Source organism: Amycolatopsis thailandensis, from assembly GCF_002234405.1.
In the GTDB taxonomy this organism is placed as follows: Bacteria; Actinomycetota; Actinomycetes; order Mycobacteriales; family Pseudonocardiaceae; genus Amycolatopsis; species Amycolatopsis thailandensis.
Window position 1 is genome coordinate 47088 of the sequence record NZ_NMQT01000013.1, and the last position, 20858, is coordinate 67945.

Here is a 20858-nt window from a genome sequence, read left to right on the forward strand (position 1 = left end):
GTCCGGTCATGCCGATGATCAGCGTTTCGATGTTCCCCGGCCGGACGGCCGAACAGAAGCAGGCCCTCGTACGCGAGGTGACCGATGCCTTCGTCCGCACCTGCGGCGGCAACCCCGACGGCGTCTGGGTGACCATCAACGAGATCCCCGCCGAACACTGGGCGGCCGGCGGCACCCTCTTCTCGGACCGCTGACCCCGCACCGGATGTCATGAAAGGGGCTTTCAAGACATTTTTTGTCTTGAAAGCCCCTTTCATGACACTTCAGCGAAGCCCGAGGGCCCGCAGCGCGAAGTACACCTCGATCGCCGTCTGCTTGATCGTCTCGGCGATCACCAGCGATCCGTGGCCCGCGTCGAAGCGGTAGAACTCGAACGGGATCTCGCGCTTCGCGAGCCTGTCGAGGTAGTTCTCGACCTGCCGGATCGGGCAGCGCGGGTCGTTGTCCCCGGCGAGCACCAGCACCGGCGCCGTCACGGCCTCGACGTAGGTGATCGGCGAGCATTCCCGGTACACCGCCGGCACCGTCTCCGGCGAACCGCCGAACAGCGCCCTGTCGAACGAGCGCAGCTGCTCCATCTCGTCCTCGTACGCGGCGACGTAGTCCGCGACAGGCACTCCCGCGACCCCCGCCGCCCACCGCGCCGGCTGGGTGCCCAGCGCCAGCAGGCTCAGGTAACCACCCCACGAAGCGCCGTTCACCACGCACTTCTCCGGGTCGGAAAGTCCACTTTGGACGGCCCAGTCGTGCACGGCGGCGACGTCTTCGAGTTCGGTCAGGCCGGGACGTCCCTCGATGGCGTCGCGCCAGGCCGAGCCGTAGCCGGTCGAGCCGCGGTAGTTGACCTCGACGACGGCGAATCCGGCGTCGAGCCAGACCGCGCGGTACGCGGAAAACCGGTCCTCGTCGGCCGAATGCGGACCACCGTGCAAGGAGAAGACCGTCGGAAGCGGGCCTTCGGGCGCGTCGGCCGGACGTGAGACGAGTGCGTGGATCTGCCCGCCGATGCCGTCGACGAACGCGTCGGTGACGGGCGCGGATTCCGGCGCCCGCTCGCCCGGCGGTTCGAGGAGGACCGAGTCGGCGCCGCCCGCGGTCCGCGCGCGCACCGCCGTCGGCTGCGCGGCGCTGGACCACGAGTACTCGACGGTGCCGTCGGGTCGCACGCCGGCTCCGCCGATCCGGCCGGGCGGAGTGTCCAAAGAGGACAATTGGCCGCTCGCGAGGTCGTACCGGTGAAGGGAACTGCGGCCCTGGTGGAAGTGAACGACCAGCAGCGCCCGCGCGTCCGGGTACCAGCCGGCGACCACTTCGCCGGGCAGGTCGAGCTCGATCTCCTGCTCGGTGTCCGCGGCGGTGTCCCAGATCAGCAGTTCCTCGCGGCCGCGCCGCTCGTGCAGCACCAGCAACCGCTGGTCGCCCGCGACCGGGGAGAACTCCAGCGCGCCGAGCCCCTTGCCCTCGCCGTCCCACTTGTCGGCAACCGTGCCGAAGCCGTCTGTCGACAGGACGCGCAGCGCGGGGTGGCGCGAATCACCGTGCTCGGAATGCGAGATCGCGAGCAGCGATTCGTCGCGGGAAAGCGAAGCGATTCCGGCGTCGTCTTGGTGCCGGTAGAAACTGGTGGTCTCGCCGCCGATGTGGGCGAAGAGCTCGCTGCCGTCGTCGGTCGAGACGCCGACGGCGATCACGCGGGTGCCGATCTCGAGCCCGGCGGGGTAGCCGTCGTGGACGTCGGGCACCGCGCGCTCGGCGGCGGCTCCCGGCGCGAACGGTTCGCGGACCCAGGAGCCGAATTCGTCGCCGTCGGTGTCGTTGAACCACCAGATCCAGCGGCCGTCGGGCGACGGCGTCGCGTGCATGGTGCCGTTGGGCCGGTCGGTGACGCGGCGGTGCTCACCGGTCGAGCGGTCCCAGGAGTAGACCTCCCAGACGCCGCTGGCGTTGGAGACGTAGATGTTCGCGTCGGGGGCGTCGATGGCCCACTCGGGGACCGAGATGCGCGGCGCGTGGAAGCGGGCCCGCCACCTGGCCTCGGCTTCGGCGTCGTCGAACAGGCGGTCCGGGACCGCCGCGGACGGATATTCATTGCCTGGCTGCGTGCTCACCCCTCGATCCTGCCACTCCGGAGCCGTACTGTGTGCGGGGTGCTGGAGGGAAACGCGCCGCGCGCCGCGGTGTCCGCGCGGTCAGCGCGCCAAGCGGTCGAACGGGCCGTGTTCGCGCAACCGCTGTTCGGACCGGGGATGGGGTTCGTCGACGTCGGCTGCGGGCCGGGATCGATCACCCTCGGTATCGACAACGGGCACAGAAAGTCCACAGTGGACTTTTTGGTGGCGGAGGCGTGCGCGTTGCCGTTCGCCGAGGCGTCGGTGGACGTGGTCTTCGCGCACGCCGTCTTCGAACACCTTCGGGAGCCAGGTGTCGCGCTGGCGGAGCTCCGGCGGGTGCTCAAGCCGGGCGGCACGCTCGCACTGTCCACATCGGACTGGAGTCGGGCGCGGTTGCGGCCGAAGACGGCGAACGTCGATGCCGCTCTTCGCGGGCACTATCTGCTGTGCCGTCGCGCGGGTGGCGACCCGTTCGCCGGACGCTCGATTCCCGCCGCGGTCACGGCCGCCGGTTTCAGCGACGTGCGAACGAAAACCCGCTACCGCACGGACACGACGTATCGTGCGCTGGCGACGTACGTGGAGGCACGGCTGGTGACGGCGTTGGAAACCGCGACGACCCCGGATCGAGACCAGCTCGCTTCGGCCGCCCGCTCGGCGTGGTCCTGGGCGCGTTCGGGAGACGGCGATTTCGCGCAGTGCTGGACCGAACTACTCGCCACCCGCTGACCCCTTTCCCCACTCGCCGCTTCGCCACCTCCCTGCTTCGCTCCTGCCGCCTCGCCGCTTCGCTGCCGTGCCGCTTCGCTGCCGTGTCCCCAATGTGGCATTGGGGACACTCAGCGTCCCCAATGCCACATTGGGGGCACGGCGACCCCGGTTGTCCACAGTCATCCGCCGTTGTGGACAACCAGCCCCGTCGCCCCGCTCTCAGCCAGTTCCGACACCCCCTGTCGATACGCTGGACCCGGGGTCGCCCCCCTGGGAGTGGCGGGGGCTGCTCGGGGGCGAGCGAAGGGGGAATTCCCGTATGCGGCGCGGGCGAAAGTGTCCTTCGGCCGAGGTGCCGGCCGAACGCAACGCAAGAAGGCCCCGCTCACATTTCTGCGAGCGAGGCCTTCTTGATCCAACGTCGGGGTGGCGGGATTCGAACCCACGACCTCCTCGACCCGAACGAGGCACGCTACCAAGCTGCGCCACACCCCGGATACTTCTTAGCGGGTCGAGGAGAAGTTTAGCGGACGGTGTTTCTGGCTTTGCGGGGGGCTGCTTTCCGGTGATTGTCGCTGGTCGTACCCCGTGGGACGAGGGTCAGCAGGCTCGCTTCCGGCGGGCACGCGAAACGGGCCGGGGCGTACGGAGACGTGCCCAGACCGGCGGAGACGTGCAGCCACATCTGGGCACCCCAGCGGGACGCGCCGCGGGCGCGGGTGCGGTCGAGTTCGCAGTTGGTCACGAGAGCGCCGTAGCCGGGGACGCGGAGCTGCCCGCCGTGGGTGTGTCCCGCGAGGACGAGGTCGTAGCCGTCGCCGGCGAACTCGTCGAGGACGCGGGGCTCCGGGGAGTGGGTGACCCCGATGCGGACGGCGGCGCCCCGGTCGGCCGGGCCGGCGATGTCGGCGTAGCGGTCGCGGCGCAGGTGCGCGTCGTCGACGCCGGCGGTGAACACGTACTGGTCGGCGACCTCGATGGTGCGGCGGACGTGCGTGAGGTCGTCCCAGCCGTGTTCGACGAAGGCCGCGCGCAGATCGCGCCAGGGCAGGTGCTCGCCGTGGATCCGCTTCTTCTTGCCCTTCGGCATGAGGTAGCGGGCGGGGTTCTTCGGCTTCGGTGCGTAGTAGTCGTTGCTGCCGAAGATGAACACGCCGGGCCTGTCGAGCAGGGGGCCGAGTGCGCGCAGCACGGACGGCACGGCCTGGTGATGTGACAGGTTGTCACCGGTGTTGACGACGAGATCCGGTTCCAGCTCGTCGAGCGCGGCTACCCAGCGTTGCTTGCTCACATGTCCGGGGAGCATGTGCAGATCAGAGATGTGAAGGATCGTGAAGGGTTTCGCCCCTGCGGCGAGGACCGGGAGCTCCGCCGTGCGGAGCGTCCACCGGCGCCTTTCGATACCGACTGCGTAACCGAGGGTCGCGGCTCCCAGGGCGACGGTTCCCACGGCCAAGCGCCGTACCATCGCCCCCGACGTACTGTTGTTACTGAGCGTGCTCACAATGTCCAGTTTACGTGCTCATCGGTGGTGATCGTCCGCCCCCATTCCGGCGATGCCGAAGAATCGCTGGAATGGCCTCTTTTCTTCACTTTCCGTGGTCGGCGCGGGGTGTCGTGATCAGACGACATGATCCCGTCGACCGCAGGCCACTCTTAGGGCGCCAGATGCTCACGTAAAGTTAGATTCAGGTAACGCATGGTGATTTGAGCTGGTGAATGCCGCCCTTGAGTCACCAGCCGCCCTTGGGCGGTGTACCCCACTTTTGTCTCTCGGGAGACCCGGAGATCTGGCGCCACAGTATGCCAAGCAGGCGGCACAGTGCGATAGCGGCGCCGGGGCCGAAGATCACCAGCCAAAGCCCGATGATGCCGGAATTCCCGGGACTGACCGTCGCCATGCTCAGCCACGCCACCGTGACAGCGGACAGGAGTGAATGGACCGACAGGACGACGAGCCCGGTTCGCCGCGTCGGGTACGACCGGCTGGCGAGGTAGCCGGACAAGAGGAATACGAGAAGGTAAGCGAGCCCTGCCCCGGTCACGTTTGTTCATCGCCATGGCTGTCGACGAACGTTAGCCCGGAGCAGGGCTCTGCTTTGAATCCTCAGTCGGCCGGATCAGCGGCCGCCGCCCATGTACTTCGGGTCCGGCTGCGGCAACGGCAGCGCTTCCTGGCCTTCGAGGATCTTCGACATCGCCCCGAACCAGGTCTGCGCCGGCGTCTTGCCGCCGAACATGTTTTCGCAGCCGCGGGTGGTCACGTTGCCCGGGCCGAGGTAGCAGAGACCGCCGTTTCCACCCTTCGGGCGGAACACCATCGCCGCGCCCGCGAGCTGCGGGGTGGCCCCGAGGTACGTTCCCGAGCCGTTGCTCTGGGTGGTTCCGGTCTTGCCCATCACCGGCCGGTTCCACTTGGCGTTGCTCGCGGCGCCGGCCGACGTGCCGCCGGGCGCGCTGTCCCGGCTCAGGCCGACGGCGAGGGTGTTGGCGAGACCTTCGGGCACCACCTGCTCGCAGGCGGCTTCCTTGACGGGCACGGGCTTTCCGTCCCGGTCGGTGACACCGGACAGCGGGGTCGGGGGGCACCAGACGCCGCCGCTCATGATCGTGGCGCCGACGTTCGCCAATTCCAGGCCGCTCAACGGAGCCGGGCCGAGGGTGAACGAGGCGTTCCCGGGCCAGCCGGGCCTCGGGCCGAACGCCTGGAGTTGACTGGCGTTGGCACCGGGGTTGTCGGATTTCGGGTCGACGGCGCCGCCGCCGAGGTTGCTGGCCATGGTGTCGCGCATGCCGAGCTTCCGCGCCATCTCCACGATCGGCCCGGTGCTCCCGACCTTCTCCTCGAGGGCCACGAACGCGGTGTTCGGCGACGTCGCCAGCGCCTGCTGCATCGACATCTGCCCACCGGCGGGGTTGTAGTCGCCCGCGTTGCCGAGGCAGTACCAGCGCGAGCGCATGGGCGGCCCGGTCGGAGCGCATTTGTTGCCACCACCCGCGAACACACTTGAGGTGTAGAAGTCGGGCACCGGCAGCGGACTGTTGATCCCCGCCACACCCGCTTCCAACGCGGCGGCGGCGGTGAAGACCTTGTACGCCGAGCCCGCGCCGCCGGTGTTGTAGACGCCGGAAGGCAACGCGAACGTCGTCTGGCCCTGATCTTCGTGCAGCCCGTAGTCACGGTTCGCCGCCAGCGCCACCACTTCGTGCCGATTCTTGCCCGGCTTCACCAGGGAAAGCGTGTTCGCGACGTTGTCCTGGGTCTTCTTGACCTGGGCTTCGGCCGAGATCTTGGCTTCGTGGTTCGCCCGTTCGTCCAAAGTGGTCTTGATCTGGTAGCCGCCGGTGTACAGGTCGTCCTTCGTCATGCCGTTCTTGAGGAGATAGTCCTCGACGTACTGACAGAAGAAACCGTTCTCCGTACCGGCGCCGACGCAGTTCGACGCGGGTTTCTGCGGGCCGCCTTCGACGACGCCGAGCGGCTCGGCCTTGAACCGGTCCGCGTCCACCTTCGCGAGCTTCTTGTTGTCGACCATGCGGTCCAGCACCAGGTTCCGGCGTTCGGTCGCCTTCGCCGGGCTCTTCCACGGGTCGTTGACGGCCGGGTTGTTCACCAGACCGGCCAGCAACGCCGCCTGCGGCACCGTGAGTTTTTCGACGGGCGTGTTGAAGTACGCGTTCGCGGCCGCGCCGACACCGTAGATCTCGCGCGAGAATTCGACGACGTTCAGGTAGCCGGTCAGGATCTGCATCTTGTTCAGCTTGGTTTCCAGCTGGATCGCGATGCGGGCTTCCTTCAGCTTCCGGGCGACCGACTGCTCCTGTGCGCGCTTCTGGCCCGGCTTGTCGTCCCGGTAGACGACGTTGATCAGGTAGTTCTTGACGTACTGCTGGGTCAGCGTCGACGCGCCTTGGGTGTCCCCGCCGGTGCTGTTGCTGACCGCCGCGCGCAGCGTGCCCTTCCAGTCCACCCCGTTGTGCTCGTAGAAGCGCTTGTCCTCGACCGAGATCAGCGCCCACTTCATGGCGTCGTTGATCTGCGTCTCGGTGGTGGGGATGCGGAACTGCTTGTACAGCGTCGCGATCTGCTTGCCGGTGTTGTCCGTGATCGTCGTCACCAGCGGCGGCGGAATGTCCGCGAGGTCCGAAGATGTCTTGTCGACGGTCTCGCTCGCCTGGTTGGAGAGAACGCCCGCGGCGCCCGCCACCGGGAACAACATCCCCGCGACCAGCACTCCCGCGAGCACACACAGGCCAATGAGCTTCAGCAGACCGTCCGTTTTGCGCACGCGGACCAGGGTACGCGGATCCCGTTAGCCCACCGTGACGTCACCTCGCTGTGGGTGGGGATCCGGTTACGAAACCGACCCCATGGGGTGACGGCTGGTAGTCGGAGGCATTCTAGGGCTTGGCGGAGGGAACCGAGGGCCCTTACAGTCCGTCAACGTCTCACGTATGAAAAAGCCGACAGACGGGTGAGTGCGAGCGGCAGTCGCATTCGACCGAACGGAGGCACCCGGCACCGGGGAGGTGCCGGCTCAACCGACGTGAGCAACAGGGAGACACGCTCATGGGGGCAGGAGCGCAGGCTTTTCGTCCTCCCGTGGTGTGTCGAACACCAGGGTAGGGAGCTGGGGGTATGGAAACCAACCAGTCGAGCTGGCGAGTCAATGCGTCGTGCCGCGACACCGATCCGGACGGCTTGTTCGTCCGGGGGGCGGAACAGAACCGGGCCAAGGCGGTCTGCCTCGGTTGCCCGGTCAGGACGGAATGCCTCGCCGAAGCGCTCGATGGCCGGATCAACTTCGGCATCTGGGGAGGTATGACTGAACGGGAACGGCGGGCGCTGCTGAGGCGGCGGCCGGACGTTTCCAGCTGGGCGGACCTGCTTGAAGCGGCGAAGCGCAGTTTCACCGGGATCGACGAAGAGGAAGACGTACGCGTCCGAGTCTCGTGATCATGATTCCGTGAAGGGCCCCTTCCCCGAGTCCAAGGTGGGGAAGAGGTCCTTCACGGAGGATCAGGACTGAGTCGCCAAGCGCGTGCCGATGTCGCGCAGGCCTTCGAGATCGTGCACGTCACTGGGGAGCGCGGGCACCCGCACCAGCGGGACCTCGGGATGCGCCCGCGTGAACCTGGCGAGCAGCCGCGTCTCCCGTTCGGCCAGCGCGACCCGGTCCGCGTGCAGGCGGAGGACGGCTTCGGCCAGCGGTGCGCCGGTCTTGCCCTTCGCGAGCTGCTCGGCGGCGGCGACGGCTTCCGCACTGGACAGCGGGGCGAGCACCGGATGCGTCCGGTTCGCGACCAGCCCGGCCAGCGGCATGCTCTCTTCCGAAAGCCGCTCCACGAAGTAGGACGCCTCGCGCAGCGCGTCCGGCTCCGGCGCGGCCACCACCAGGAACGACGTCCCGCCGGACCGCAGCAGCTCGGACGTCTTGCGCGCGCGTTCGCGGAAGCCGCCGAACATGCTGTCGAAGGCCTGCATGAACGCCGAAGCGTCGGTCAGCAACTGGCCGCCGATGATCGTCGAGACGGCCTTCGCGAACATCGAGAACCCGGCGTTGACGACCTTGCGCAGACCCCAGCCGCCCGCTTTCGCGGGCCCGGTGAGCAGCCGGATCATCCGGCCGTCGAGCGCGCTGGAAAGCCGCGTCGGCGCGTCGAGGAAGTCCAAAGCGGACCGGCTCGGCGGCGTGTCGACGATGATCAGGTCCCACTCGTCGGTGGCCGCGAGCTGCCCCAGCTTCTCCATCGCCATGTACTCCTGCGTGCCGGAGAAGGACGTGGAAATGGTCTGGTAGAAGGGGTTCTGCAAGAGCTGTTCGGCGCGTTCCGGGCCGGCGTGCACGCGCACCATGTCGTCGAAGGTGCGGCGCATGTCGAGCATCATCGCCCAGAGCTCGCCCTTGGGCTCGAAGCCTTCGACCTTCACCTGCTTCGGGTGGTTGCCCAGTTCGCGCAGGCCGAGCGCCTGCGCCAGCCGCCGCGCCGGGTCGATGGTGAGCACCACCGTCTGCCGTCCGCGTTCGGCCGCGCGCAACGCCAGCGCCGCCGCGGTGGTCGTCTTGCCGACGCCGCCGGATCCGCAGCAGACGATGACCCGGCTCTCCGGATCGTCGATCAGCTTGTCGATCTCCAGGATGTCGTCCGGCATCAGCGCACCCCCTGCTCGGTCAGCGCTTCGGCGAGGTCGTAGAGCGCCGCGACGTCGACCCCGTCGGTCAGATCCGGCAGTTCGAGACCCGGCAGGTCCGCTTCGGACAGCTGTTCACGGGCGCGTTGCTCGGCCGCGACCCGGACGGCGTGCTCGACGGTCTCCTCGACCAGCGCGTCGAGCGTGGTTTCGGGCAGGTCCAGCCCGGCCGACGCGAGCCCGGCGCGGACGCGTGAGGCGTCGACGCGGCCGTCCGCGGCGGCCAGCACCGAACGGGCGGGCAGTCGCGGCGGGCGGACCCGGTTGACCAGCACCGCGCCGGGGCGCAGATCCGCGCCGTCGAGTTCGGCGACCGCTTCGACGGTCTCCCGCACCGGCATCTCTTCCAGCAGCGTCACCAGGTGGACGGCGGTCTCGCCGGAATGCAGCAGCCGGACGACGCCGTCGGCCTGACCGCGGATCGGGCCGGTCTTGGCGAGATCGGTCAGGGCCTTGGTGACGTCGAGGAACTTCACGACCCGGCCGGTGGGCGGCGAGTCGACGACGACGGCGTCATAGGTGTGGCGGCCGTCCGACTCGGTGCGGCCGACGCATTCCTTGATCTTCCCGGTGAGCAGGACGTCGCGCAGACCCGGCGCGAGCGTGGTGGCGAACTCGATCGCGCCCATCCGCCGCAGCGTCCGGCCCGCGAAGCCGAGGTTGTAGAACATTTCGAAGTATTCGAGGAGCGCGGCCTCGACGTCGATGTGCAGCGCGCGCAGCTCACCGCCGCCGGGGACGGCCGCGATGCGCTGCTCGGCGTACGGCAGCGGCTCGGTGTCGAAGAGCTGGGCGATGCCCTGGCGCCCTTCGACCTCGATCAGCAGAACCCGGCGCCCGCCCTTGGCGAGCGCGAGGCCCAAGGACGCGGCGAGCGTGGTCTTGCCCGTCCCGCCCTTACCGGTGACGAAATGCAGCCTGGCTCTCGCGAGTTCGTCGGTCCAGCCGGCAAGGGGAGTGCTCACCGGTCCCACCCTAATTGAGCCCTCAGCTCGCCAGCATCATGACGCCGAGCGCAGCGGCGACCACGGCGACGATGGCCCAGGTCAGGACGGTGGGCAGCACCGTGAGCATCACCACACCGAGCAGCAAGAGGACCACGAAGGCCACCGCGCCGGTGATCGCGACCGCTCCCGAGCTGTTCCGGCGGTCCCGCGCCTTGGCCATCAGGACCAGCACCAGCGGCAGCCCGGCCGCGGCGAGCAGGACGGTCGCGACCACACGCCAGGTCTCCACGGACCCCACCGTAGCGGTGACCTAGGTACATGAAGGCCCCCTTCCTGTACCTAGGCGCAAGGGTCTCGGCAAAAGTCGCCTCTCCGCTGGCCAGGGAGGTTGCGAAAGCCACTTTCGCAACCTTCAACGTTGCGAAAGTGGCTTTCGCGACACGGTGCACTGAGCCCACTGAATCCCCCGGGTGCCGGACCGGCGCGATCCCGACACCACACCCACGCACAGAGCGGCCCCAGTGGTCGTGAGTGGCGCTTCGGACCTTGATCAACGGAAGATCGGGGACGTTGAGTGTCCCGGATCTTCCGTTGATCAAGGTCATGTCGGCCAGGACCAGTGACAGACGAGGTGACGGGGGAAGATCCCGGACGCTCAACGGCCGGAATTCTCCCCCGTCGACCACACCACCTTCCAGCAGCACGACGAAACAGGCCCCACCGACGACAGACCCAGGACGTGCACCGCCCCAACTCCCACACCAACCAGACCGAGCGTGGAAGATCCGGGACGTTCAACGTCCCAAATCCTCCACACTCGCAGGTCCACACCAGTGGGTAGGTAAATACGGGTCCGCCAGAACCCGAAACGCCACTCACGACACCCGCCTATGCGACTTTGCCGAGACCCTGGCGTTAGGCGCGAGGAAGGGGGCCTTCAGGTACTTGGAGTGGGTCAGCTCCCGATGGGCGTCGCGGGCACGCACGGCACCGGCTTCGCGTGCGCCGGGTCGAGCGCGTTGAGGACGTGCCCGGCCGCGTTGCGGTCGGCGGCGACCCCGGCGTGCTCGGCCAGGTCCAGCAGGCAGCTGTCCTGGAGGACGATGTTCTTCACGTTCGGGCCCTTGCCCATCCCGCTCGTGTACGGGACGACGGCTTCGTCGTAGCGGGTCATGATGTTCGTGTAGGTCACTCCCGGCTGGAAGACGCCGTTGCCCGAGTGCAGGTTCGTGAGGAATTCCGAGCCGCGCAGGAACTGACGGCACGAGCCGCAGACCGGGTCGAGGATCCCGTTGAACCCGGGCGCCAGCCCCAGCGCGCTCGCGAGCGCGTAGAGATGTGACGCGCCGAACAACGTCGTGCCGTCCCACAGCGGGGTCAGGCTCACGTACTTGTCCACTTTGGACGCGCCGCCGAGGAACTTCACATAGTAAGAAGGCATCAGCGTGCCCTCGGAATGCCCGAGGATGTCCACCTTGGACGCCCCGGTCGCGCCGAGCACCTTGTCGACGAACGCCGAGAGCTCCTTCGCGCTCTGCTCCATCGGCAGGAGGCCGCCGGGCTGGTAGATCGGCAGCGGCTTCCCGGTTATCCCGTAGGTCAGGGAGAAGACGCAGTACCCGTCGTTCTTGAGCAGCGGGCCGAACGTCTGCCAGTTCACCGTCTGGTTGGCGCCGAGGCCGTGGGTGAGCACGACCGGGTTCGGATGCGCCTCGCCCGGACGGCAGCCGAAGTCGTTCGCGCCGGGAGGCGGGCCGCCGGGGTTCGCCGCCTGCGCGGGCAGTGCCGCCGCGAGTGTCCACGGAACGGGGAGTTTCTCGTCGGCGTACGCCGCTGAAGCGCAGATCAGGGCAAGGGCCGCGGCCAGGCAGGCGACGGCGAGGGACTTCGTTGTCCGCATGTCAACGTCCTATCTACTCCCGAGTAGGTGTGAAGTGAAACACATCGGCGGGAAATCGGCGAGCCGGTCACGAGAGGGTTTGCCGCATGTGTGTCGGGCGCCCTTGCCGGTTTGGCTACGCTCCCGGACATGAGCGCCACCAAGTGGGAGTACGCGACCGTCCCCCTGTTGATCCACGCCACCAAGCAGATCCTCGACCAGTGGGGCGAGGACGGCTGGGAGCTCGTCACCGTGCTCCCGAACCCGACCGGCGAGCAGCACGTCGCCTACCTCAAACGAGCCAAGAACTGAGGGATTGAAGCCATGACCTGGAGCGATCGACTCGCCGAGCTCGGTATCGAACTGCCCGGCGTCGCCGCACCGCTGGCGGCTTACGTGCCCGCCGTCCGTACCGGTTCGCACGTCTACACGTCCGGGCAGCTGCCCTTCGTCAAGGGCGAGCTCGAAGCGACCGGCAAGGTCGGCGCCGAGGTCAGCCCCGAAGAGGCGAAGCAGTACGCGCGGACGTCGATCCTCAACGCCCTCGCCGCGGTCGACTCGGTCGTCGGGATCGACAACATCGCGCGAGTGGTCAAGGTCGTCGGTTTCGTGGCGTCGGCGGAAGGCTTCACCGGTCAGCCCGCGGTCATCAACGGGGCGTCCGAGCTGCTCGGGGAGATCTTCGGCGAGGCGGGCATCCACGCCCGGTCGGCCGTCGGGGTCGCCGAGCTGCCGATCGGGGCGCCGGTCGAGATCGAACTGATCGTGGAGGTGAAGTAGATGGATCCGGACATCGAGAAGTCCTCGCACGAGCTCCTGCTCCGGCTGGCGGGACGCCTGCCGGACCAGCTCCTGTGGCGGTTCCGCGACTGGCTGGGCGAGGGCGCGATGGGCACGCTCGCGCGGACCCTGCCCCGGTCTTTGCTTAAGCACAGGATCGACCTGGATCAAACCGAGTATCGCCTGCTAGTCGCCGGGCTCATTCCTCACGGAGCCGACTGGCATCAGGTGAGTTCCACCCTGGGGGTAGACGACGTCACCGAGACCAGGTACACATTCACGCAGAGTGCGCCCGAATGGGTGAACTCCGTCGACTCTGTGTCCGTATTGATCCACGCAACGCTGCGGGGACGGCCGGATGTGGGTGAAGTGCGGCAAAGCTGGCGACACCTCGGTGTGGTCGGCGAGGGTGGGGCGAAACGAGTCCTCCTGGTCACGGCGCTGAACGGGCTCCCGAGGCTGACCGGCGAACTGCAGCGCGTCCTGCGCGTGCTCGGTGACGAGGAGCCCGGCGTCGAGGTTCTCCCGCCGAGCATCGACCTCACCGGCTATCACCGCACCGCGCTCGCCAACTCCGAGCTGGTCTGTGTGGGCGCGGTGGACACCGGAAGTCGGCTGGTCGCCGCTTAACGCTCGCACCACCAGGCGAGCCGGGAGGGAGCAGAGCAATGGTGGAGGTCCACGACGGCCCGCCCATGGACGGGTTCTCGGTGCCCCTGCGCCTGCACAACCTGTTACTGGCCCTGGCGGGTCGAATCGACGACAGTGCTTTGACCGAAGCGCGTGAGCTGATCGCGCGTGCGCACATCGACGAAGCGGTGGAGCTCACCACCGGAACCCTGATCGCGGGGAAGATCCCGGTGAGCTCGTCCGAGCAGCGTGAACTCGCGCTCGTCCTCGAAATGAGCCGGTCCGACGCCACCTTGGCGAACGACCTGCTCGTCGAAGAGGACGAGTCGGTGCTGACGCACCGGTTCACCGGCGAGAACCAGCCCGAATTCGGCCTCGCCGAGGCGCTCGACCGCACCCTGCAGGTACTGCCGGACGTCCGATCGGTGCACGCGGTGTGGCGGAACACGCCCGCCGGCAGCGTGCCCGGCGCGCTGCCGCAGCGGGTGGTGCTGGTCGAGATCGGCCCGGAGGGCAACCCGCCCGCGGTCGCGTTCCGGGTGGACACCGCGCTTCGCCGCGCGGGTATCCGCTCGGTCGTCGAGGTCGCGGGGCCCGGTGTCGCGCGGTCCGCGTACCACCAGGCCGCATCTTCGGCCGCGAGCCCGGTCTGGGTCACGGGGAGTACCCACTCCAGTGACTTTCGGTCCGAACCGATGACTCCGCCGCCCGCTCCCGCCCCGGCTCCCGAGCCGGCCAAGGAGCAGCCGAGCAGGCATGGGCTGCGGCCGGTCGGCAGCGGTGGCCACGAACCGGTCGAGCCGATCGCGCCGGTGGTGCCGATCGTGCAGCAGGCGGCCGCGGTGGCCACGCCACCGCCGTCCTCGCCCGTGTCTTCGCCGGAGACGGCGCCGCCGCGCAAGTCGCGGGCGGAGACCCGTGCCGAGCGCACGGCCGACCTGACCCCGGCCGAAGTGGCCCAGCTGCGCCAGGCGCTCAAGGAGGACCCCGAAAAGGGCCGCGAGATCGCCTCGGGCAAGCCGAGCATGCACGAGGTCGTCGAGCTGCCCGCTCTCGACCTGGACGACCCCAGCCTGAGCGAGCGCGACCGCGCGCTCCTGCGCGAGCTGCACGCCGAGCTCGCCGAACGGGAGCGCGCCGAAGCGGCGAAGATCCGGCTGAACGGCGCTTCGCGCTCTAGCGGCTCTAGCTGGTCCTAGCAAGACCCACGCGTTTCGTCCTCTGGATGCGGTAGTTGCACGCGCAACGATCGCGACCAGAGGACGAAACGCCGTCTCCCCAAGGGCGCTCAGCGCCCGACGGAGACTTCGTCGAGCGCCCTCTTTGGGCCGGAGGCCCCGGAAACTCGATGAAAGGGCGTATCCACACGCGACTCCGGTTGCCTGCGGAGGGCGCCCTTTCGGCGTGTTTGCGGCAGCGCTCGACAGACAGACACAGTGTTAGGTTGCGGGTGTGGCTGAAGAACTGACATTCGACATCCCGGTGGGGGCCGGGGTGGGCACCCGCGCCAACGCCGACGGCGAGCCGGTGACGCCCAAGGACGCGGCGACCGTGATCCTCCTCCGTGACGGCGCGCGAGGCGTCGAGGTCTTCCTGCAGCACCGGGTGAAGGGCATGCCGTTCGCGGGCGGGATGACCGTCTTCCCCGGCGGCGGCGTGGATTCCCGCGACGTCGACGCCTCGGTGAGCTGGACCGGCCCGGAGCCCGCCTGGTGGGCGGAACGCTTCGGCTGCGGGGAATCGCTCGCCCGCGCCCTGGTGTGCGCGGCAGTGCGGGAGACGTTCGAGGAGTCCGGGGTGCTGCTCGCGAGCATCGGCGACGCCGTCGTCACCGATACGACGCCGTACCAGGAAGCCCGCGAAAAGCTGGTCTCCCGCGAACTGTCCCTCGCCGCGTTCCTCGAAGCGAACGGCCTGACCCTGCGCGCGGATCTGCTGCGCCCGTGGGCGAACTGGCTGACCCCGCCCCAGGAACCGCGCCGCTACGACACCTGCTTCTTCGTCGCCGTGCTGCCCGAGGGGCAGGAGGCGGACAGCGCCACCTCCGAGGCCGTCAGCACCGGCTGGCAGCGGCCGGAGGAGGCCATCGCCGACGCCAAGGAAGGGCGCCGCATGCTCATGCCACCGACCTGGATCACCCTCGCCGAGCTGGGCGAATTCGGCTCGGCCGCCGCGGTGCAGGCCGTCGAACGCGAGATCGTCAAGATCATGCCGACGCTGGTGCGCGACGGTGACAAGGTCCGCGTCGTCATGGACCCGGCATGAGCGCCCCCGCGTACGGCGTGCTGCGCCGGGTGACGCCGACGGCTTCCGTGCTGCTGGAGCACAATCCGTCGTCGATGACGTTGGAGGGCACCAATTCCTGGGTGCTGCGGGGGGCGGGCGCGGCCGGCTCCGTGGTCGTCGACCCCGGTCACGAGGACATCGAGCATCTGACGTTGCTGGCGGAAACCGGCGACGTCGAGCTGATCGTCCTGACCCACCATCACCCGGACCACGCCGAGGGCGCGCCCTGGTTCGCCGAGCGCGTCGGCGCTCCGGTGCGGGCGTTCGACGAGTCGCTGTGCGTCGGCGGGAAGTCCCTTGTGGACGGTGAGGTGATCGAGGCGGCGGGCCTGCGGCTCTCGGTGCTGCATACGCCGGGACACACCGGGGACTCGATCTGCCTGGTGTCCGACGGCCAGATCCTGACCGGTGACACCATCCTCGGCCGCGGCACCACCGTGTTGCACGACCTCGGCGACTATCTGCGCTCGCTGCGCAAGCTCATCGAACTGCCCGAGGGCACCGTCGGATTGCCCGGACACGGCCCGGAACTGCCCGATCTCGCCGCGACCGCGCGCGAATACCTGGCGCACCGGGAAGAACGGCTGGACCAGGTGCGTTCGGCACTGAAGAAGCTCGGTGCGGACGCCACCCCGCGCCAGGTCGTCGAGGTCGTCTACGCCGACGTCGACAAGGCTTTGTGGGCACCCGCCGAGTGGAGCGTGCGGGCACAGTTGGACTACTTGAGGTCGGAGGACGGCGAATGAGTGACGTCGAGGTCGAGTTCTACTGGCGCCCCGGATGCGGGTTCTGCGCCGCGCTGGAGCGGCCGTTGTCGAAGAGCGGCTTCACCGTGAAGCGGGTCAACATCTGGGAAGACCCGGACGCCGCCGCGCGGGTGCGCTCGGTCGCGGACGGGAACGAGGTCGTGCCGACGGTCTTCGTGGGCTCGACGGCGATGGTGAACCCTTCGTTCGCCGAGATCGAGGCCGCCGTGAAGGCCGCCTCCGCCTGATTCCCGCGCGCTATGAAAGGTCCTTTCCTTGCAAAATTTGCAAGGAAAGGACCTTTCATAGCGTTTGGCGGGGGGGCGATGCGTGGGGGAGGCCGGTGTCGCGAAAGCCACTTTGGGGACGTCAGGTGTCGCGAAAGTGGCTTTCGCGACACCGGGACCGGAGGGAGCAGGCGGGCCATCCGGCGGGGCCGTCTGCTCGCCCTCCACCGCGTTGCGAAAGCCACTGTCGCAACCTTCAACGTTGCGAAAGTGGCTTTCGCAACACAGCGCGACAGGCCCTGGGCTCGCCCGCGAAAGCCAGGAGGCGAGTCATCCCTCACTCACGAGACCGGGTTCAGCGCGGGAGCATCGGCATCACGTAGTAGGTGAGCTCCACGTCGCCCGGCTCCACCGCGCGGATGACGCAGGCCCGCATCCCGGGCTGGATCTCGAGCCGCACTCGTTCTCCCGCGAAACCCTGCAACGCGTCCAGCAGATAGCGCGCCTGGAACGAGGGCGACGTCCGGCCGCCGGAAACCTCGGCCTTCAGCGTCTCCTCGGCCTCCCCGGTGTCCTGCTTCGAACTGGCCAGCCGCAGGTGCGAGTCGCCGACCTCCAGCGTCAGCACTCGCCGCTCGTCCGCGTAGACGCCCACCCGGCGCACGGCGGCGGCCAGCGCGTCGGCGGAGACCTCGACCGTTGTGTCCACAGTGGACGACTCGATCAGCTTCTCGGACAGGAACCCCGCGTCGAGTACGGCGGTGGTGACGGTGACGCCCGCCCAGCTCAGCCCGAACCTGGTCCCGTCGCCGTGCAGGCCGACGGTGCCGCGCGCCTGCTTCGCCGTCTCGGCGAGCAGGCCGGCCGGGACGAGCGCGTCGACCGGCTCGCCTTCGGAACGCAGCGGAAGGGTGGCCACGGCCATCCGGTACCGATCGGACGCCGTCAGCCGCAGCTCACGACTGAAGCTCTGCACGCGAACGCCGGTGAACATCGGCAGCGCGTCGTCCTTGGCCGCCGTGCCCGCGACCGTCCGCAGCGCCGACGCCAGTGCGGCACCGTCCACTTCGGACACCTTGGGTGGCATCTCCTGCAGCAGCAGCTCACGGCTCAGCAGCGGCAGCGCGAACCGGCCACCCTCCACCCGCACGGCCAGCCGTGATCCCTCGACGACCAGGCGCACCAGATCGTCTTCGAGCATGCGCAACGTCTCCGCGAGCGGCCCGGCCGGGACGAGCACCTCGCCGTCGGTGTGCACGACGGCGTCACACGTCAGGCGGACCGCTCGTTCGCTGTCGTTTCCGCCGACGGTCAGGCCGTCCCGTCCGGCGCGCAGCAACAGGCCGGAGCGGGCCGAGAGCAGCCGGGCGGCGGCGGAAACGGCGGACGAGAGGGAGCGGGTGGCGGCAGTCAGGTCCATGCCCGCAAGTTAGCGGGCGGCACCGACAAGTTCGGGCGCTTCGGCGACGGCTCCGGACGGCTGCGGGCGGAACGTGCCGCGCAGCAGCCACACCACCGCGGCGAGCGCGAACCCGACGGCGCCCGCGGCGAGGAACGCCGCTTCGTGCCCCGCGTGCTCGACGAGGTAACCGCTGATCGACTGCCCGAACGCGAGGCCGAGGGTCACCGCGGTGAGCACCCAGCCGAACGCCTCGGCCGCCGTGCCCTTCGGCGCGGCTATCTCGATGGCCGCCGAATGCGTCGTCGACTGCGGCGTGATGAGCGCGCCCGCGGCGAGCATGGCGAGCGCGAGGCCCCAGAGCGATCCCGGCAGCGCGAGCAGCGCCACCAGCGCGCCGAACCCGGCCAGCAGCACCGGCAGCCGCAGACCCATCTGGCGCGGCCACGGCCGCAGGCTGTACGCGACACCGAACGCGACCGAGCTGACCGACCAGGCCGAGAGCAGCAGCCCGCCGATCGAGGTGTTCCCCGCTTCGGTGGCGGCCGCCGGGACGGCGACCTCGACGAACCCGATCACGGCGCCGAAGCCCAGCGCGGCGAGCGCGAGCGTGCGCATCCCGGGGCTGGCCAGCGCGCCGAGCAGTTTCCCGCCCGACGACGGCGCCGGTCCCCAGGCCCGGACCGTCGGGCTCAGCGCGAACAGCACCGCGCCCGCGATCATCGTCAGCGCGCCGGTCACGAGGCCGGTGCCCGCCCACGGCGCGGCGATCAGCAGCCCGGCGAACCCGGGGCCGAGGATGAAGAAGACCTCCATGCTGATCGCCTCGTAGGAGAACGCGGCGTTCCGCGTCGGCCCGGCGGGCAGCAGGCGTGTCCACAGTGCCCGCGAAGCCGAACCGACCATCGGTTCGGTGATGCCGGTGCCGAAGGCGAGCGGGACCAGCACGAGCGTCGGAGCGTGTGCCTCGATCGCGAACACCAGCCCGGTCATCGCCAGCGCGAAGAGCAGCGTGGTGGTCAGCAGCGGGCGCGTCGGCCCGAAACGGTCGATGAGCCGCCCCTGCACGACCGCCCCGACGGAGACGCCCACCAGCGACCCGGCCGACACCAGTCCGGCCGAGGCGAAGGAGCCCGTCTCACGCTGGACGTAGAGCAGCGCGGAGATGCCGATCATCGCGATCGGCAGGCGGGCGAGCAGGGACGCGATCACCGCCCCGCGGGATCCGGGCGCGGTCAGCGCGGCCCGGTAGTCGGCGAGGGAGGTGCGGTGGCTCTCGGCGGAAGCGGACACAGACTGGGACACGCGTACCAGTATGAACTACTTTGGTACGCGAGTACCAGATCTGTGCCGGTAAGGTTTGTCACCCCCGGCTTTTGGGTAATACGAGCCTTGAAGCAGCCGGGTTCGTCACGATCAGGTAACAGTCAGTCGATTTTGGGTCGTTCGGGGCAACAAATCGACGCAGATGGCGTCCTTGAGAGTGAAAGAACTTGTATCCGCGGCCGACGGCCGTGGATGGTTGTACGACAAACACACAGTCTCCAGCTCCCTCCGGCGTACGGGTCGGGGCCTTGTTCCGGAGGGCGGGGAGCGCGGATCGTCGGGGGATGGTCCGCGCACAGCGAAGAGCCGGTGCGCCACGTCGGGGGTGGCGCCCGGCTCTTCGTTGTGTCTGGGCCCGGATGCAATGAAGGGGCCTTTCATCGCAAAATTTGCGATGAAAGGCCCCTTCATTGCACGTGAAGCGGGGTCCTAGCGGGCGCGGCGGGCCAAGCGCTCCGGGTCCAGGATCAGGACGCTCTTGCCCTCGAGCCGCAGCCAGCCACGGTGCGCGAAGTCGGCGAGAGCCTTGTTCACGGTCTCGCGCGAAGCGCCGACGTACTGGGCGATCTCTTCCTGCGTCAGGTCGTGCGTGACCCGCAGCAGGCCGGCTTCCTGGCTGCCGAAACGCTGCGCGAGCTGGAGCAGCGCGCGCGCCACACGCCCGGGGACGTCGGTGAAGATCAGCTCGGCGACCATGTTGTTGGTCCGGCGCAGCCTACGGGCGACCACGCGCAGTAACTGCTCCGCGATCTCCGGGCGGGTGGAGATCCACTGCCGCAGCGCCGGGCGGTCCATCGTCACCGCGCGGACCTCGGTCACGGTCGTCGCGCTGGACGTCCGCGGGCCGGGGTCGAAAATGGACAGTTCGCCGAACATGTCGGACGGACCGAAGATGCCCAGCAGGTTCTCGCGGCCATCGGGTGACTTGCGGCCGATCTTCACCTTGCCGGACTGGATGATGTAAAGCTTGTCGCCGGGTTCACCCTCGTTGAAGATGACATGCCCGCGAGGGAACTCCACGGATTCCAAGGTCTGTGCCAGCGCCTCGGCGGCTGCCGGCTCAACACCCTGGAAAATGCCCGCTCGGGCCAGGGTTTCGTCCACCTCGGGTGCCTCCTCATCGAGATACGACGTCGATCCTCATCGGTCGAGGATCGTGTCGTCGATCACTTTTCGCGTCAGTCTAGGTCGTGCGCGCGAGTTCGCTCGTCGGCACGCCGCAGGCGCGCGCGGGCCGTGAACGATCTCGCTCGAACGTGGAGCCTAACTCCGCACGCGTCGCGCGCGAAGCCTGGCCGCCTTCCCGCCCAGCCTGCGCAGCCGGAACAGCTCGAGCGCGCGCCCGATCCCGTGCCCGTAGAGGGCCCTGACCTCGTTGGGCTGCGCCTGCTCGAGGAACTCCTCGACTTCGTTCTCCTGCACCGCGACGTGCTTGAGCCTGGTCTCCACGCGTTCCATGAACAGCGCGAAGAACATGATCACCAAGGGGACGAGGATGACGAACCAGACTGTCATGAGCCCTGCCCTGGGAATTCCGAAAAATTGTGCATTACTCCAGATCCTCGCTCATGGCGTCCTCGATCGAAGCGCCGAGGTGGTGCTCTGGCGTGTCGGGCGACGACC

The 20858-nt window shown here is 68.8% G+C and carries 22 protein-coding genes and 1 tRNA gene; 10 read left to right on the forward strand and 13 right to left on the reverse strand.

What is annotated here, in order from left to right:
- Positions 1–8: 8 nt before the first annotated feature.
- Complete coding sequence (locus tag CFP71_RS03245; protein ID WP_093932328.1) at positions 9–194, forward strand: 2-hydroxymuconate tautomerase; 186 nt, start codon at positions 9–11, stop codon at positions 192–194.
- Positions 195–263: 69 nt separating this feature from the next.
- On the opposite strand, the gene CFP71_RS03250 is transcribed toward CFP71_RS03245, so the two are convergent.
- Positions 264–2108: a prolyl oligopeptidase family serine peptidase gene (locus CFP71_RS03250; RefSeq protein WP_093932329.1), complete on the reverse strand. Its 1845-nt coding sequence runs from the start codon at positions 2106–2108 to the stop codon at positions 264–266.
- Between the two features lie 39 nt (positions 2109–2147).
- Here CFP71_RS03250 and CFP71_RS03255 point away from each other — a divergent pair, with 39 nt between their 5' ends.
- Complete coding sequence (locus CFP71_RS03255) at positions 2148–2840, forward strand: methyltransferase domain-containing protein (RefSeq protein WP_093932330.1); 693 nt, start codon at positions 2148–2150, stop codon at positions 2838–2840.
- A 403-nt stretch (positions 2841–3243) separates the two neighbouring features.
- On the opposite strand, the gene CFP71_RS03260 is transcribed toward CFP71_RS03255, so the two are convergent.
- The 4 genes from CFP71_RS03260 to CFP71_RS03275 all read right to left on the reverse strand — a co-directional run bounded on the left by CFP71_RS03260 (position 3244) and on the right by CFP71_RS03275 (position 7111).
- A tRNA-Pro gene (locus tag CFP71_RS03260) sits at positions 3244–3317 on the reverse strand.
- Positions 3318–3345: 28 nt separating this feature from the next.
- The gene (locus CFP71_RS03265; protein ID WP_093932331.1) at positions 3346–4290 is read right to left on the reverse strand and encodes a metallophosphoesterase; all 945 of its coding nucleotides are present in this window, start codon (positions 4288–4290) and stop codon (positions 3346–3348) included.
- Positions 4291–4555: 265 nt separating this feature from the next.
- A complete protein-coding gene (locus CFP71_RS03270) occupies positions 4556–4867 on the reverse strand; it encodes a hypothetical protein (RefSeq protein ID WP_093932332.1) in 312 nt (103 codons plus the stop codon).
- A gap of 75 nt (positions 4868–4942) precedes the next feature.
- The gene (locus CFP71_RS03275; RefSeq protein ID WP_093932333.1) at positions 4943–7111 is read right to left on the reverse strand and encodes a transglycosylase domain-containing protein; all 2169 of its coding nucleotides are present in this window, start codon (positions 7109–7111) and stop codon (positions 4943–4945) included.
- 350 nt (positions 7112–7461) lie between these two features.
- Between CFP71_RS03275 and CFP71_RS03280 the strand changes: the two genes are divergently transcribed.
- Positions 7462–7779, forward strand: coding sequence for a WhiB family transcriptional regulator (locus CFP71_RS03280; protein ID WP_005166974.1), 318 nt, complete (start codon positions 7462–7464; stop codon positions 7777–7779).
- 63 nt (positions 7780–7842) lie between these two features.
- On the opposite strand, the gene bagB is transcribed toward CFP71_RS03280, so the two are convergent.
- The 4 genes from bagB to CFP71_RS03300 all read right to left on the reverse strand — a co-directional run bounded on the left by bagB (position 7843) and on the right by CFP71_RS03300 (position 11862).
- On the reverse strand, positions 7843–8976 hold the full coding sequence (gene bagB / locus CFP71_RS03285; protein WP_093932334.1) for an ATPase BagB: 1134 nt from the start codon (positions 8974–8976) through the stop codon (positions 7843–7845).
- The gene (gene bagA, locus CFP71_RS03290) at positions 8976–9980 is read right to left on the reverse strand and encodes an ATPase BagA (protein WP_093932364.1); all 1005 of its coding nucleotides are present in this window, start codon (positions 9978–9980) and stop codon (positions 8976–8978) included. The genes bagB and bagA overlap by 1 nt, the downstream gene beginning before the upstream one ends.
- 22 nt (positions 9981–10002) lie before the next feature.
- On the reverse strand, positions 10003–10251 hold the full coding sequence (locus CFP71_RS03295; RefSeq protein ID WP_093932365.1) for a hypothetical protein: 249 nt from the start codon (positions 10249–10251) through the stop codon (positions 10003–10005).
- Between the two features lie 666 nt (positions 10252–10917).
- Complete coding sequence (locus CFP71_RS03300; protein WP_093932335.1) at positions 10918–11862, reverse strand: esterase/lipase family protein; 945 nt, start codon at positions 11860–11862, stop codon at positions 10918–10920.
- Between the two features lie 129 nt (positions 11863–11991).
- Between CFP71_RS03300 and sp36 the strand changes: the two genes are divergently transcribed.
- From sp36 to CFP71_RS03335, 7 genes are all read left to right on the forward strand, one after another.
- Positions 11992–12153 carry a Sp36 family protein gene (gene sp36 / locus CFP71_RS03305; protein ID WP_005166970.1) on the forward strand — a complete coding sequence of 54 codons (162 nt, stop codon included), beginning with the start codon at positions 11992–11994 and terminating at the stop codon, positions 12151–12153.
- A gap of 12 nt (positions 12154–12165) precedes the next feature.
- A complete protein-coding gene (locus CFP71_RS03310; protein ID WP_093932336.1) occupies positions 12166–12621 on the forward strand; it encodes a RidA family protein in 456 nt (151 codons plus the stop codon).
- Positions 12622–13251 (forward strand): hypothetical protein, encoded by a 630-nt coding sequence (locus CFP71_RS03315; RefSeq protein WP_037318589.1) that lies wholly within the window; start codon positions 12622–12624, stop codon positions 13249–13251.
- Positions 13252–13289: 38 nt separating this feature from the next.
- Positions 13290–14450: a hypothetical protein gene (locus tag CFP71_RS03320; RefSeq protein WP_093932337.1), complete on the forward strand. Its 1161-nt coding sequence runs from the start codon at positions 13290–13292 to the stop codon at positions 14448–14450.
- A 253-nt stretch (positions 14451–14703) separates the two neighbouring features.
- Positions 14704–15516: an NUDIX hydrolase gene (locus CFP71_RS03325; protein ID WP_093932338.1), complete on the forward strand. Its 813-nt coding sequence runs from the start codon at positions 14704–14706 to the stop codon at positions 15514–15516.
- Positions 15513–16283 carry an MBL fold metallo-hydrolase gene (locus tag CFP71_RS03330; protein ID WP_093932339.1) on the forward strand — a complete coding sequence of 257 codons (771 nt, stop codon included), beginning with the start codon at positions 15513–15515 and terminating at the stop codon, positions 16281–16283. Before CFP71_RS03325 ends, CFP71_RS03330 begins: the two co-directional genes overlap by 4 nt.
- Positions 16280–16531 carry a glutaredoxin domain-containing protein gene (locus CFP71_RS03335; RefSeq protein WP_093932340.1) on the forward strand — a complete coding sequence of 84 codons (252 nt, stop codon included), beginning with the start codon at positions 16280–16282 and terminating at the stop codon, positions 16529–16531. Before CFP71_RS03330 ends, CFP71_RS03335 begins: the two co-directional genes overlap by 4 nt.
- 334 nt (positions 16532–16865) lie before the next feature.
- On the opposite strand, the gene dnaN is transcribed toward CFP71_RS03335, so the two are convergent.
- From dnaN to CFP71_RS03355, 4 genes are all read right to left on the reverse strand, one after another.
- Entirely contained in the window at positions 16866–17930 is a 1065-nt protein-coding gene (dnaN, locus tag CFP71_RS03340) for a DNA polymerase III subunit beta (RefSeq protein WP_093932341.1), read from the reverse strand.
- 9 nt (positions 17931–17939) lie between these two features.
- Positions 17940–19202 carry an MFS transporter gene (locus CFP71_RS03345; protein ID WP_208635873.1) on the reverse strand — a complete coding sequence of 421 codons (1263 nt, stop codon included), beginning with the start codon at positions 19200–19202 and terminating at the stop codon, positions 17940–17942.
- A gap of 462 nt (positions 19203–19664) precedes the next feature.
- A complete protein-coding gene (locus CFP71_RS03350) occupies positions 19665–20339 on the reverse strand; it encodes a Crp/Fnr family transcriptional regulator (RefSeq protein ID WP_003081747.1) in 675 nt (224 codons plus the stop codon).
- A gap of 159 nt (positions 20340–20498) precedes the next feature.
- Positions 20499–20750: a hypothetical protein gene (locus tag CFP71_RS03355; protein ID WP_005166943.1), complete on the reverse strand. Its 252-nt coding sequence runs from the start codon at positions 20748–20750 to the stop codon at positions 20499–20501.
- Positions 20751–20858: the final 108 nt, after the last annotated feature.

Excerpts from the sequence above, each read along its gene's own strand:
- CFP71_RS03310 (WP_093932336.1), top strand. The coding sequence starts at position 12,166 with ATGACCTGGAGCGATCGACTCGCCGAGCTCGGTATCGAACTGCCCGGC.
- CFP71_RS03320 (WP_093932337.1), top strand. The coding sequence starts at position 13,290 with ATGGTGGAGGTCCACGACGGCCCGCCCATGGACGGGTTCTCGGTGCCC.
- CFP71_RS03280 (WP_005166974.1), top strand. The coding sequence starts at position 7,462 with ATGGAAACCAACCAGTCGAGCTGGCGAGTCAATGCGTCGTGCCGCGAC.
- CFP71_RS03300 (WP_093932335.1), bottom strand. The coding sequence starts at position 11,862 with ATGCGGACAACGAAGTCCCTCGCCGTCGCCTGCCTGGCCGCGGCCCTT.
- CFP71_RS03315 (WP_037318589.1), top strand. The coding sequence starts at position 12,622 with ATGGATCCGGACATCGAGAAGTCCTCGCACGAGCTCCTGCTCCGGCTG.
- CFP71_RS03245 (WP_093932328.1), top strand. The coding sequence starts at position 9 with ATGCCGATGATCAGCGTTTCGATGTTCCCCGGCCGGACGGCCGAACAG.
- sp36 (WP_005166970.1), top strand. The coding sequence starts at position 11,992 with ATGAGCGCCACCAAGTGGGAGTACGCGACCGTCCCCCTGTTGATCCAC.
- CFP71_RS03265 (WP_093932331.1), bottom strand. The coding sequence starts at position 4,290 with ATGGTACGGCGCTTGGCCGTGGGAACCGTCGCCCTGGGAGCCGCGACC.
- CFP71_RS03355 (WP_005166943.1), bottom strand. The coding sequence starts at position 20,750 with ATGACAGTCTGGTTCGTCATCCTCGTCCCCTTGGTGATCATGTTCTTC.
- bagB (WP_093932334.1), bottom strand. The coding sequence starts at position 8,976 with ATGCCGGACGACATCCTGGAGATCGACAAGCTGATCGACGATCCGGAG.
- CFP71_RS03330 (WP_093932339.1), top strand. The coding sequence starts at position 15,513 with ATGAGCGCCCCCGCGTACGGCGTGCTGCGCCGGGTGACGCCGACGGCT.
- CFP71_RS03335 (WP_093932340.1), top strand. The coding sequence starts at position 16,280 with ATGAGTGACGTCGAGGTCGAGTTCTACTGGCGCCCCGGATGCGGGTTC.
- dnaN (WP_093932341.1), bottom strand. The coding sequence starts at position 17,930 with ATGGACCTGACTGCCGCCACCCGCTCCCTCTCGTCCGCCGTTTCCGCC.